At 63.4% G+C, this 12,909-nt stretch carries 14 protein-coding genes; all 14 read left to right on the top strand.

All coding sequences use genetic code 11. The annotated features are described in order from the left end of the window. Nucleotides 1-13 precede the first annotated feature (13 nt). Nucleotides 14-685 carry an L-threonylcarbamoyladenylate synthase gene (locus tag K940_RS0121570; protein WP_028479153.1) on the top strand — a complete coding sequence of 224 codons (672 nt, stop codon included), beginning with the start codon at nucleotides 14-16 and terminating at the stop codon, nucleotides 683-685. Beyond that, on the top strand, nucleotides 682-1,839 hold the full coding sequence (locus tag K940_RS0121565) for a glycosyltransferase family 4 protein (RefSeq protein WP_028479152.1): 1,158 nt from the start codon (nucleotides 682-684) through the stop codon (nucleotides 1,837-1,839). The genes K940_RS0121570 and K940_RS0121565 overlap by 4 nt, the downstream gene beginning before the upstream one ends. A gap of 11 nt (nucleotides 1,840-1,850) precedes the next feature. Continuing rightward, the gene (locus K940_RS0121560; RefSeq protein ID WP_028479151.1) at nucleotides 1,851-2,306 is read left to right on the top strand and encodes a hypothetical protein; all 456 of its coding nucleotides are present in this window, start codon (nucleotides 1,851-1,853) and stop codon (nucleotides 2,304-2,306) included. Between the two features lie 255 nt (nucleotides 2,307-2,561). After that, a complete protein-coding gene (atpB, locus tag K940_RS0121550; protein ID WP_081706554.1) occupies nucleotides 2,562-3,410 on the top strand; it encodes a F0F1 ATP synthase subunit A in 849 nt (282 codons plus the stop codon). A 78-nt stretch (nucleotides 3,411-3,488) separates the two neighbouring features. After that, nucleotides 3,489-3,734 carry an ATP synthase F0 subunit C gene (locus K940_RS0121545; RefSeq protein ID WP_028479149.1) on the top strand — a complete coding sequence of 82 codons (246 nt, stop codon included), beginning with the start codon at nucleotides 3,489-3,491 and terminating at the stop codon, nucleotides 3,732-3,734. 5 nt (nucleotides 3,735-3,739) lie between these two features. Next, entirely contained in the window at nucleotides 3,740-4,300 is a 561-nt protein-coding gene (locus K940_RS0121540; RefSeq protein ID WP_028479148.1) for a F0F1 ATP synthase subunit B, read from the top strand. 19 nt (nucleotides 4,301-4,319) lie between these two features. Next, nucleotides 4,320-5,129, top strand: coding sequence for a F0F1 ATP synthase subunit delta (locus K940_RS0121535; RefSeq protein ID WP_028479147.1), 810 nt, complete (start codon nucleotides 4,320-4,322; stop codon nucleotides 5,127-5,129). Nucleotides 5,130-5,184: 55 nt separating this feature from the next. Continuing rightward, entirely contained in the window at nucleotides 5,185-6,822 is a 1,638-nt protein-coding gene (atpA, locus tag K940_RS0121530; RefSeq protein ID WP_028479146.1) for a F0F1 ATP synthase subunit alpha, read from the top strand. 127 nt (nucleotides 6,823-6,949) lie between these two features. Then, the gene (locus tag K940_RS0121525; RefSeq protein ID WP_028479145.1) at nucleotides 6,950-7,921 is read left to right on the top strand and encodes a F0F1 ATP synthase subunit gamma; all 972 of its coding nucleotides are present in this window, start codon (nucleotides 6,950-6,952) and stop codon (nucleotides 7,919-7,921) included. 53 nt (nucleotides 7,922-7,974) lie between these two features. After that, complete coding sequence (gene atpD, locus K940_RS0121520) at nucleotides 7,975-9,423, top strand: F0F1 ATP synthase subunit beta (RefSeq protein ID WP_028479144.1); 1,449 nt, start codon at nucleotides 7,975-7,977, stop codon at nucleotides 9,421-9,423. Nucleotides 9,424-9,429: 6 nt separating this feature from the next. Next, on the top strand, nucleotides 9,430-9,807 hold the full coding sequence (locus K940_RS0121515; protein ID WP_028479143.1) for a F0F1 ATP synthase subunit epsilon: 378 nt from the start codon (nucleotides 9,430-9,432) through the stop codon (nucleotides 9,805-9,807). 183 nt (nucleotides 9,808-9,990) lie between these two features. Continuing rightward, complete coding sequence (locus tag K940_RS0121510) at nucleotides 9,991-10,413, top strand: DUF2550 domain-containing protein (protein WP_028479142.1); 423 nt, start codon at nucleotides 9,991-9,993, stop codon at nucleotides 10,411-10,413. 17 nt (nucleotides 10,414-10,430) lie between these two features. Continuing rightward, nucleotides 10,431-11,012 carry a cob(I)yrinic acid a,c-diamide adenosyltransferase gene (locus K940_RS0121505; protein WP_028479141.1) on the top strand — a complete coding sequence of 194 codons (582 nt, stop codon included), beginning with the start codon at nucleotides 10,431-10,433 and terminating at the stop codon, nucleotides 11,010-11,012. Between the two features lie 215 nt (nucleotides 11,013-11,227). After that, on the top strand, nucleotides 11,228-12,481 hold the full coding sequence (gene murA / locus K940_RS0121500; RefSeq protein ID WP_028479140.1) for a UDP-N-acetylglucosamine 1-carboxyvinyltransferase: 1,254 nt from the start codon (nucleotides 11,228-11,230) through the stop codon (nucleotides 12,479-12,481). The last annotated feature ends 428 nt before the right edge of the window (nucleotides 12,482-12,909 follow it).

Genomic DNA, 12,909 nt, shown 5'->3' with positions numbered 1-12,909 from the left:
CAGGATGGGTGCCGTGAGTACCGTCTACGACTGCTCGGATCCCGACTCGCGTGCCGCCGGACTGTCCGCGGCGACCAGCGCCCTGAAATCCGGACGGTTGGTCGCTCTGCCCACCGACACCCTGTACGGTCTGGCCGCCGACGCGTTCGATTCCACGGCGGTCAACGCGCTACTCGCAGCGAAGCGTCGCGGTCGGGACATGCCGGTTCCGGTGCTCGTCGGGTCCTGGCACACGATCGACGGCTTGGTCTTCTCGGTGCGTCCGCAGGCACGCGATCTGATCCGGGCTTTCTGGCCGGGCGGCCTGAGTCTCGTTGTGCAGCAAGCTCCTTCGCTCGCCTGGGACCTTGGTGACACGCGTGGCACCGTGATGGTGCGGATGCCGCTGCACCCGGTCACGCTCGAGTTGTTGCGTGAGGTGGGCCCGTTGGCAGTGTCCAGCGCGAACGTATCGGGACAGCCCCCGGCCAAGACTGTCGCCGAGGCCCGCGATCAGCTCGGTGAGCTGGTCGGTGTCTACCTCGATGGCGGCCCCGCCGAACACGCAGTCGCCTCCACGATCGTGGACCTGACCGTCGACCAGCCCCGCATTCTGCGTGAAGGCGCGGTGCCGGTCGCCGCCATCGCCGAAGTACTCGGCGTCTCGGCGGAAATGTTGGGCGACTCCGGACAGCGACACCGATGATGGGTACGAGCGCAGTCGTTCCGCTGCGGGAACTGCTCGTCGTACTCCTCATCTCCGCGGTCGTGGCGTTCTTGGCCACCGGTTGCGTGCGGAAGCTGGCGGTGAGCTTCGGCGCGATTGCGGTTCCGCGTGATCGAGACGTGCATATAGAGCCGATTCCGCGGATGGGCGGGGTCGGAATATTCGTCGGAGTGGTCGCTGCGGTGTTGTTCGCACACCAGTTGCCGGCTTTGCGCAACGGGTTCGACTACAAGCCCGATATCCCGGTGGCCGTCTTGGTGGCGAGCACACTCATCGTCGGGGTCGGCATCGTCGACGATCGGTGGGGACTCGACGCGCTGACGAAGTTCGCCGGGCAAGTGACCGCAGCCGGTGTCATGGCTGCGATGGGGCTGGGTTGGTACGTCATCTACAACCCGTTCAACAACACCACGGTGGTGTTGGACGGACTCCAAGGTGGTCTGGTCACGGTCGCGGTCACCGTCACCTTGGTCAATGCCATGAACTTCGTCGACGGTCTGGACGGTCTGGCGGCCGGTCTCGGGCTCATCGCAGCACTTGCGGTCTTCGTCTTCTGCCTGGGGTTGATGAACGAGCAGGGCGGCTCGGTCGATACCTACCCCCCTGCGCTGCTGGCTGCCGCGCTCGCTGGCGGGTGCCTGGGATTTCTACCGCACAACTTTCATCCTGCGCGAATATTCATGGGTGATTCCGGCTCGATGCTGATCGGCTTGATGCTGGCTGCGGTATCGACCGGTGCTTCCGGGCGTATTCCGCTGCAGGGGTACGGCCCGCGCGACATCGTTGGTCTGTTGTCCCCGTTGCTGCTGGTCGGTGCGGTGATGTTCATTCCGGTGCTCGACTTGTTGTTGGCTATCGTGCGCCGGGTTCGCGCCGGCGTGAGCTTCTCGACGCCGGACAAAATGCATTTGCACCATCGCTTGCTGCAGATCGGTCATTCCCACCGGCGGGTGGTCTTGTTGATCTATTTGTGGGTCGGGGTGTTCGCTTTCGGAGCGGTCGGTACCTCGCTGATGGATCGCCGGCTGGTCGTTCTGCTCATGGCGGGTGGTTTGGTCTTCGCATTGGTGATCACGGCGGTTCCCGGGCTTCGAGGCCGGGAACCGGCCGGCGATCGATCCGGGTCCGGGTAGAGTCTGCGGGTGTGAGCTTCACACCTCGACCTCTCCCGAGCCCCGATGCTCCCTTGCGGGCTGCTTTGCGATACGGCCTGGTCGGCTTGGCAGTATTGGTTGTTTCGGCGACCGGGCTGGGCGCCGCGGTTTCGGGTCTGTCCGGCGTGTGGGGCGCGCTGTTGGGCGCCGCGATCGGCGGCGGCTTCATTCTCACCACTGTGGTCGTCGTGCTGTTCGGCGCGAAACTGCCGCCGAGTACCGCTGGGCTGGTCATGCTGCTCAGTTGGGTCGGCAAAATGTTGGTCGCGCTCGTGGTGGTCGCGGTTCTGCACAGATTCGAGTTCTACGACTCGGTCGTGCTGTTCCTGACGGTGGTCGCAGCCTTGGTCATCGTGCTCGGAGCGGAGACGTATGGCGTGGTTCGGCAGAAGGTTCCCTATGTGACGGAATCCGACGCGCCGGACGCACGAAGTACCGGTGGGTAATATTCTGCTCACCCCCTACACGTTGTCGTAGTCGACTTGGTAAAGTGTTGGTAAGCAAGCAGTCGGTCCAGGGGTCACCTCCGGGTTCCCCTGTAGCTGTCGCTATGCTTACTGCCGTACCGGGCTCCGAGCGTGTACCGGTTCTGCATGTCGACGATGTCGCCGACACACGTACAGACGCCGGGTGGGTTGTACACCGCCGCACAGCTGCTGACGAACTTCGAGCCGACCTGAGTCGACCCACATTGATCGTCAATGTCCGATCGAACCGCGAGAACGACCGTACTCGCGGCCCGAACACGGGAGAGAACGCTGAGCGTCACCACTCTGGCGGCCGAGTTCCACGCGCCGTCGCTTACCGACTTCTTCCCTCCGGCTGTGCTGTTCGAGGGAACACCGTTCGAACTCGATCGATTGATGCTGATTCGGCTCCTGATGAGTGCCGTTCTGATCGGACTCATGGTGCTGGCGTTCCGTTCGCCGAAGATCGTTCCTCGCGGTCTGCAGAATGTCGCCGAAATCGGCTTGGTCTTCGTCAAGGAACAGATCTGCGACGAAGTACTCGGCAAAGAGTCCGGGCGCAAGTTCTTCCCGTTGATCGCCACGATCTTCTTCACGGTTCTGTTCCTGAACTTCTCCGGTGTGATTCCAGGGTTGAACATCTCGTCGAATGCTCGGATCGGCATGCCCCTCGTGCTGGCCGTGATCGCATATGCGACGTTCAACTGGGTCGGTATCAGGAAGTACGGATTTTTCACGTACATGCGCAGCAGCATCGTTGTTCCGAATGTCCCCCCGCTCCTGCACGTGCTGCTGATTCCGATCGAATTCGTGTCCACCTTCATCCTGCGGCCGTTCACGTTGACCGTCCGACTCATGGCGAACATGCTGGCCGGCCATGTCATGCTGGTGTTGTTCTTCTCGGCGACCTGGTATTTCCTGTTCGACGCCACTGCGTGGATGAAAGTCTTCTCGCCGTTCTCGTTGCTCGCAGGACTCGGATTCACGCTGTTCGAGTTGTTGGTCGTCTTCTTGCAGGCCTATGTGTTTGCACTGCTGACCGCCGTGTACATCAGTCTTGCGCAGCATGCGGCCGACCACTGACCCGACCGACACAACTACCGGAAATCTGCTACACCTCGCCGACCGGCAGGTGAGCAACAGAAAGGGAATGGAAGACTCATGAGCCTCGCTTACCTGGCCCAGGAAGCCGCCAACGAGAGCACGGTCAAGGGCCTCGGCGCTGTCGGCTACGGCCTCGCCGCGATCGGCCCCGGTATCGGTGTCGGTATCGTCGTCGGTAAGGCGATCGAGGGCATCGCCCGGCAGCCCGAGTTGCAGGGCACCATCCGCACCAACATGTTCCTCGGTATCGCCTTCACCGAGGCGTTGGCTCTCATCGGTCTCGTCGCCGGCTTCATTTTCTGATTCTCATGTACGAGTCAGTCTTGCTCGCGGCGGCGGAGGAAGGGGATGTGAATCCGCTCCTCCCCGAAACGTATGACATCGTCTGGTCGGTTGTCTGCGTCGTCATCATCGGGTTCGCCTTCTACAAATATGTGGTCCCGCGACTGACGAAAACGCTCGACGAACGTTCCGACAAGATCGAAGGCGGTATCGCTCGCGCCGAGGCCGCGCAGGAAAAAGCTCAATCCACCCTGCAGCAATACCAGGAGCAGCTGGCGGAAGCCCGGCTCGAGGCGGCCCGGATCCGGGAGGAAGCCCGTACCCAGGGCCAGCAGATTCTCGCGCAGATCCGAGCCGAGGCCCAGGCCGAAAGCGACCGCATCATCGCGGCGGGCCACACCCAGTTGGAGGCCCAACGCCAGCAGATCCTGACCGAGCTGCGTTCCGAGGTCGGCCGCACGGCAGTCGACTTGGCCGAGAAGATCATCGGGCAGGCGGTTTCCGACGATGCCAAACAGGCAGCATCGATCGAGCGGTTCCTCGATGAACTCGACCAATCCGATGCGGGCATCGGGGTCGGAAGGTAGCGACGCGAAAGTGAGAAGCATGTACGCAGCCAGCCGCGAGGCCAGCACCCGGGCACGGGAGGCGCTTCGGGCCGCGCTGACCGGAAGTGACAGTGCCGCGGCCACAACAGGGTCGGAACTGTTCGCGGTAGTCGCCGTGTTGGACGACCAGCGTTCGCTGCGTGTGGCGCTCGCGGACGTGTCGGTGCCGGGTTCCGCTCGCGCGGAACTCTGCGAGCGGGTGTTCAGCGGGAAGGTCAGCGCCGCCACAGTGGCTGTGCTGACCACCGCGGTCGCCCAGGATTGGTCGCGTACCTCCGACTTGGTCGACACATTGGTCCTGCTCGGCCAAGAGGCACTGCTGGAATCGGCTGCCCATACGGGTCGGCTGGACGCGGTCGAGGACGAACTGTTTCGGCTCGGCCGGATAGTCGGCGACAACCCCGAGTTGCAGCAGGCATTGTCGGATCGGTCGAAGCCGGCTGGGGCCAAGCGCGACCTGGTCGCCGGCCTGCTCGCGGGAAAGACGGAACCCGTCACCGTGGCCCTGGTACAGCAGGTGGTGGCCAGGCAGCGGCAGAGCATCGGGACCGCCTTCGACGAGCTGTCCGATTTGGCAGCGGCTCGCCGCGATCAGATCGTGGCGCATGTGCGCGCGTCGGCCGCGCTCACGCAGCGACAGCGCGACCGGCTGGCCGGGTCGCTACGGCGCATCTACGGCAAGTCGGTCACGGTACACGTTCAGGTCGACCCGAATTTGCTGAGCGGAGTCGTCGTGCGGGTCGGTGACGACGTAATAGATGGCAGCGCAATCGGCCGACTGGAGAAGCTGCGCCAGGATTTGACCTAGCGCGGCCATCACGACCCCGGATATTCCAGACCCAGACAGCGAGAGCAGGAAGAACATGGCGGAGCTGACGATCTCCTCCGATGAGATCCGTAGCGCGATCGAGAGCTACACCCAGAGCTACACCCCCGAGACCTCCATCGAAGAAGTCGGTGTGGTCACCGACACCAGCGACGGTATCGCGCACGTCAGTGGTCTGCCTTCGGCAATGGCCAACGAGCTGCTCGAATTCTCCGGCGGAGTGCTCGGCGTCGCGCTGAACCTCGAGGACCGCGGGATCGGCGCCGTCGTTCTCGGCGAGTTCGCCGAACTCGAGGAGGGCCAAGAGGTCCGCCGAACCGGCGATGTGCTCTCGGTGCCGGTCGGCGACAAATTCCTCGGCCGTGTCATCAACCCGCTCGGTCAGCCGATCGATGGTCTCGGCGAGATCGAGGCCGAACAGCAGCGTGTGCTGGAGTTGCAGGCCGCGACGGTGCTCGAGCGCCAGCCGGTCGAGGAACCGATGGCCACCGGCATCACCGCCGTCGATGCGCTCACCGCGATCGGCCGTGGCCAGCGGCAGCTGATCATCGGTGACCGCAAGACCGGCAAGACCGCGGTGTGCATCGATGCCATCCTCAACCAGAAGGCCAACTGGGAGTCCGGCGACCCGACGAAGCAGATGCGCTGCATCTATGTCGCCATCGGACAGAAGGGCTCCACGATCGCCGGTGTCAAGACTGCGCTGGAGGAACACGGCGCGATGGAGTACACCACGATTGTCGCGGCGCCCGCCTCGGATTCGGCCGGCTTCAAGTGGCTGGCCCCCTACACCGGATCGGCTCTCGGCCAGCACTGGATGTATCAGGGCAAGCACGTGCTCATCGTGTTCGACGACCTGACCAAGCAGGCCGAGGCATACCGTGCCATCTCCCTGCTGCTGCGCCGCCCGCCGGGCCGCGAAGCGTACCCGGGCGACGTGTTCTACCTGCACTCCCGGCTCCTCGAGCGCTGCGCGAAACTGTCCGACGAGATGGGGGCCGGCTCGATGACGGGTCTGCCGATCATCGAGACCAAGGCCAACGACATCTCGGCGTTCATTCCGACCAACGTCATCTCCATCACCGATGGCCAGGTCTTCCTCGAATCCGATCTGTTCAACAAGGGCGTTCGACCGGCGATCAATGTCGGTACCTCGGTCTCTCGTGTCGGCGGTGCTGCACAGACCAAGGGGATGAAGAAGGTTGCCGGTTCGCTGCGTCTGGAAATGGCGCAGTACCGCGAGTTGGAGGCGTTCTCCGCCTTCGCTTCCGATCTCGATGCAGCGTCGTTGGCCCAGCTCGAGCGTGGCGCCCGCTGGGTCGAGCTGCTCAAGCAGGACCAGTACTCGCCGGTTCGGGTCGAGGACCAGATCGTGTCGATCTTCTTGGTCGATCGGGGGTACTACGACTCGGTTCCGGTCACCGATATTCGTCGCTTCAATGTCGAGCTACTGGAAGAGCTGCGTCGCACCGCCGCCGATGCCTTCACCGCGATCGAGGGCGGCAAGGTGCTCGAGGGCGATGCTGCCGATGCGATCAAGGCCGCTACCGAGAAGTTCAAGCAGGGCTTCCTCGCGTCGGATGGTAGTCGTGTAGTGAACGAAGCTGCCGCTGGTGAACTCGACCACGAAGAAGTCGAGTCGTTGTCGGTGACGCGCAAGCACGTCGAGAAGTAGCGCGAGTCCGCCATGCGCTATTCGATCCGCGGTGGTCGCGGTGGGCACGAGGAGGAAGCGTGTCCCACCACGAATTTCCCCGCGAATGTTGCCCAACTACCGGGAATGAAGGGAGTGTGAACGGCTGATGGCAAGCTTGCGAGAATTACGCTCCCGCATTCGTGGTGTGAATTCGATCAAGAAGATCACCAAGGCGCAGGAGCTGATCGCGACCTCGCGTATCTCCAAAGCCCAGGCCAGGGTCGCGGCCGCCAAGCCCTACGCGGAGGAGATCACCAAGGTTCTCAGCGAGTTGGCGAGTGCTTCGAAGAACCTGTCTCATCCGCTGCTGACCGAGCGCACCGATGCTCGGCGAGCAGCGGTGCTGGTGATCACCAGCGATAGCGGCATGTGCGGTGGCTACAACTCGAACGTGCTCAAGCGGGCCGAAGAGTTGATGACCACGCTACGTGCCGAGGGCAAGGAGCCGGTGCTGTATGTCATGGGCAACAAGGGCCTGACGTACTACACCTTCCGTAGTCGCCCGTTCGTGTCGGCGTGGACCGGGTTCTCCCAGCAACCGAAGTACATCGATGCGTCGGCGGCGTGCCGCCATCTGGTGGATGCCTTCATGGCCGGTTCCGGCGGCGATGTCCCTGTGCCGAACGGAACAGGCCGCATCGCCGGTGTCGATGAATTGCACGTGGTGTACACCCGCTTCGTCTCGATGCTCACCCAGTCTCCCGAGGTACGCCGCTTGGCGCCGATCCAGGTGAGTTTCGTCGACGAGAGTTTCGACTTGGGTGAGGGCATCGTGTCGGACTCGCCGACCGCGGATGTCCAGGCACAGTACGAATTCGAGCCCGACGCGGACGTGCTGCTGGCGGCGTTGTTGCCGAAGTACATCAATACGCGTATCTACGCATCGTTGCTCGAGGCAGCGGCATCCGAGTCCGCGGCTCGGCGCACCGCAATGAAGGCCGCCACCGACAATGCAAACGAACTGGCCAGCGTGCTCACACGACAGGCCAACTCGGTGCGTCAGGCCCAGATCACGCAGGAAATCAGCGAAATCGTCGGCGGCGTGAACGCGCTGGCGTCGAGCTCGGACCGCGACTAAGCGCCCGCGGCCCGTCAGCGGACCGCACATCGACACGGAGAGAACCAAGACCAATGACCGCAGCTGTCACACAAGACAACACGAGCCGGACCGGTGCCACCGCGGGCCGCGTCGCCCGAGTGATCGGCCCCGTCGTGGACGTCGAGTTCCCTCGTGGAGCCATTCCCGAGCTGTTCAACGCTCTGCATGCCGAGATCACCTTGCCCTCGGTGGCCAAGACGCTGACGCTCGAGGTTGCCCAACATCTCGGCGACAACATCGTGCGCACGATCTCGATGCAGCCGACCGACGGCCTGGTGCGTGGCGCCGCTGTCACCGACACCGGCAAGCCGATCTCGGTGCCGGTCGGCGACGTGGTCAAGGGCCATGTCTTCAATGCTCTCGGCGACTGCCTGGACACTCCCGGCCTCGGCCGCGAGGGTGAGCAGTGGGGCATCCACCGCAAGCCTCCGTCGTTCGATCAGCTCGAGGGTAAGACCGAGATCCTGGAGACGGGCATCAAGGTCATCGATCTGCTCACGCCGTATGTGAAGGGCGGAAAGATCGGCCTGTTCGGCGGCGCCGGCGTTGGCAAGACCGTGCTCATCCAGGAGATGATCACCCGCATCGCGCGGGAGTTCTCCGGCACGTCGGTGTTCGCCGGCGTCGGCGAACGTACCCGTGAAGGCACCGATCTGCGCCTGGAGATGGAAGAGATGGGTGTGCTTCAGGACACCGCTCTCGTCTTCGGCCAGATGGACGAGCCGCCGGGTACGCGCATGCGTATTGCGTTGTCGGCTCTGACCATGGCCGAGTACTTCCGTGATGTGCAGCACCAGGACGTGTTGCTGTTCATCGACAACATCTTCCGGTTCACTCAGGCCGGCTCGGAGGTGTCGACTCTGTTGGGCCGGATGCCCTCGGCGGTCGGCTATCAGCCGACGCTGGCCGATGAGATGGGCGAGCTGCAGGAGCGCATCACCTCGACCCGAGGTCGGTCGATCACCTCGCTGCAGGCGATCTACGTGCCCGCCGACGACTACACCGACCCGGCCCCTGCGACCACCTTCGCCCACTTGGATGCGACCACCGAGCTGTCTCGCCCGATCTCGCAGAAGGGTATCTACCCCGCTGTCGATCCGCTGACGTCCACCTCGCGCATCCTGGAGGCATCGATCGTCGGTGACCGGCACTTCGCGGTGGCCAACGAGGTGAAGCGGATCCTGCAGAAGTACAAGGAGCTGCAGGACATCATCGCCATTCTCGGTATGGACGAGCTGTCCGAGGAGGACAAGGTCCTCGTCGGCCGGGCGCGCCGGTTGGAGAAGTTCCTCGGCCAGAACTTCATCGTCGCGGAGAAGTTCACCGGCCAGCCCGGGTCGGTCGTGCCGCTGGAGCAGACCATCGACGACTTCGAGCGCGTGTGCAAGGGCGAGTTCGACCATCTTCCGGAGCAGGCGTTCAACAGCTGTGGTGGTCTCGACGATGTCGAGGCGGCCGCGAAGAAGATCGCCGGAAAGTAGTCACCGATGGCGGAAATGTCAGTCGATCTCGTCGCGGTCGAGCGACTGCTCTGGTCTGGTAGGGCGTCGTTCGTCAGCGCGCAGACCACCGAAGGCCAGATCGGCATCATGCCGGGACACGAGCCATTGCTCGGGCAGTTGGTCGAGGGTGGCACGGTCACGATCGTCGATACCGAGGGTCGGCGTATTGTCGCCGCGGTGCTCGGTGGCTTCTTCTCGGTGACCGCGGGCTCGGTTCGTGTGCTGGCCGAGTCGGCGGAGTTCGCCGATGAGGTGGACGTCGAAGCGGCCCGCCTGGTCTTGGCCGATGCGAATGCCAGCGAAGAACAGCAGGCGGCGGCGCAGGCTCGAGTGCGTGCGGTGGAACGGAGCGCGAATACCTGAGTCGCGACTCGTCATCGAATGCGGTAGTCGTCGGCGGTGAGGAGCAATCTTCACCGCCGACGGCGTCTTTGTCGGACACTGGCCACGTCGAGCCGATCGCGCACTCGGGACCGTGATTGAATGACCGCGAGGTGTCGCTGACACGGCGATGAAGCGAAGGAGTGAGCAGCTTTGCAGACCGGGGTGATTCTGTTGATCATTCTGGTGCTGTTGCTCGTGTTCCTCGCGCTCGCCTCGACCTACCGGCTCATCATGTTGCGCCGCGGCGGAACGGCGGCGATTTTGCGTGTCCTACCAGCTCGCGGCGGTCAGGGGTGGCGGCATGGGCTGATTCGCTATGACGAAGACCGGCTCGTCTTCTTCAAGCTGACGAGCCTCAAGCTCGGCCCGGATTCGACCATTCGCCGGCAGGGTATCGAGATCGGTGATCGGCGTGGACCGCGTGGTGACGAGTACGACATCATGACCGACGACATCGCCGTGGTCGCTGTTGCGGACCGACACGGTGATTTCGAGTTGGCGCTGGATCGGGACTCTTTGACCGCCTTCCTGTCCTGGGTCGAATCCCGCCCCTCTGGCCGGACTCGGCGAATGCCGGGTCTGTAGACACCTAGGCTTGTGCTGTGAGCGTGCACCTGACGCGGATCTATACGCGAACCGGAGACGACGGGACGACCGGGTTGAGCGACTTTTCCCGGGTCGCCAAGACCGACCCTCGACTGGTCGCCTATGCCGACTGTGATGAAACCAACGCGGCGATCGGAGTCGCGATCGCCCTAGGACAGCCGGGGGAGGAGATGCGCGAGATCCTTCGGCAGATCCAGAACGATTTGTTCGATGCGGGCGCCGACCTTTCGACACCCGTGGTGACCGAGCCGAAGTATCCTCCGCTGCGCATTACCCAGCCCTACATCGACCGACTGGAACAGTGGTGCGATGAGTTCAATGCCGATCTGCCCGCACTGAACTCGTTCATTCTTCCGGGAGGCACCCCGTTGGCGGCGTTGTTGCACGGTGCGCGCACCGTGGCTCGGCGCGCGGAACGCTCCGCGTGGGCCGCGGTCGACGAGCATCCGGCCGAGGTCGGTGCCGCGCCTGCGAGGTACCTCAATCGGCTGTCGGATCTGCTGTTCATTCTGAGTCGGGTAGCCAATCGTGGCGCCGACGTGCTCTGGAAGCCCGGTGGAGACCGGTCCGATCCTTGATCGTGGTGTGTCCACCAGCGAGTACCGGCCTGAGTACTGGGTATGCCGCCGGTACGGTGCAACGACGCCGTTGCTTCTGCGGTACCTCGGGACCTCGCGCCGGTCGCTGGAACGGTGATGGAGCGTGGTAGTCGGTGGTCGTGGAGAGCGACACCGTAGTCTGCTGCCGCAACTATCCTTGCACCAACAGTGCGCCGAATACGCGGAGAGGCGGCATGGAACGGTTTTTGGTTACCGGCGGTAGTCGACTCGTCGGTGAGGTCACGGTGGGAGGCGCCAAGAACAGCGTCCTCAAATTGATGGCCGCTGCGTTGCTCGCCGAGGGCACCACCACGATTACGAATTGTCCGGACATCCTCGATGTGCCGCTGATGGGAGACGTGCTACGCGGCCTCGGCTGCGATGTGACCATCGACGGTGACGTGGTCGGCATAACCACCCCTGCCGAACCGAAGTATCACGCGGACTTCCCGGCCGTCAGGCAATTTCGTGCCTCGGTGTGTGTCCTTGGTCCACTGATGGCGCGCTGCAAGCGCGCGGTTGTCGCGCTACCCGGCGGCGATGCGATCGGATCGCGTCCGCTCGATATGCATCAGGCGGGCCTGCGCTTGCTGGGCGCCACCAGCGAAATCGAACACGGGTGCCTGGTGGCCAGGGCCGACGACCTGCGCGGCGCCAGGATTCGCCTCGACTTTCCCTCGGTGGGCGCCACCGAGAACATTCTCATGGCGGCGGTGCTCGCCGACGGGGAGACCGTGATCGACAATGCCGCGCGTGAACCCGACATCGTCGACCTGTGCAACATGCTCGTTCGCATGGGCGCACGCATCAGTGGGGCCGGCACCTCTGTGCTGACCATTCACGGTGTCGAGCGACTCACACCTGCCACGCATCGTGTCATCGGCGACCGCATCGTTGCAGCGACCTGGGGTATCGCTGCCGTGATGACCATGGGCGACGTTCAGGTCGGCGGGGTCAACCCCAAGCATCTATCGCTGGTGCTGGACAAGCTGAGATCCGCGGGCGCACGGATCTCGTTCGAGCGCGACGGGTTCCGAGTGATTCAGGCAGAGCGTCCTCGGGCGGTGAACTTCTCGACGCTTCCGTTTCCGGGATTCCCGACCGACCTGCAACCGATGGCCATTGGGCTGGCGTCTGTCGCCGACGGAACGTCGATGATCACGGAGAACATTTTCGAGGCGCGCTTCCGATTCGTCGAAGAGATGATCCGGCTCGGCGCTGACGCGCGCACCGACGGCCACCACGCGGTGGTGCGCGGGATTCCACGGCTGTCGAGCGCCCCGGTCTGGTCCTCCGATATCCGGGCGGGGGCCGGTTTGGTCCTTGCGGGTTTGGTTGCCGATGGAACGACCGAAGTGCACGACGTCTTCCATATCGATCGTGGATATCCGAGATTTGTCGAGCAGCTGCAGTCATTGGGTGGGCAGGTGACGCGGGTCGGGGCTTGAATCATGGTGGAGTTCTGTTCGCTCGCCCGACCCCACCATTTCGTGTTCGGACTTTGCTTTCCGAAAATGCTTGTTGACCAGCGGATTTGACATCGTGCACGCAGCCCCGTAACTTATTGCGAGTCAGAGCGACACGGACACCGACCCGGGGCCGGAGAGCGTAGCAGAAATGATGCGCTCGGGCTGGGTGAACGAGGTTGGACGAGGAGCGCCTGGCGGTTGCATTGGTTCGGTTTTGTTCCTGGCTTGTGTGGTTGGGTTCGGGGCTGGGCTGTGTGTGCTGCATGGAAGGCCTGGTGATGCCGGGTTGGATGTGTGGTGTGTGTTCTTTGAGAACTCAATAGTGTGTCGATGAATGTCAGTGCCGAAATATTGTTTTTGGTTCCGTGTTCTTCATGCCCCCGTATGGAGGGCGCGGATATTTGTTT

The organism is Nocardia sp. CNY236 (assembly GCF_000482385.1).
Classification (GTDB): Bacteria; Actinomycetota; Actinomycetes; order Mycobacteriales; family Mycobacteriaceae; genus Nocardia.
The sequence above is the reverse complement of the archived record's forward strand: the minus strand, read 5'-3'. Positions and strand labels throughout refer to the sequence as shown.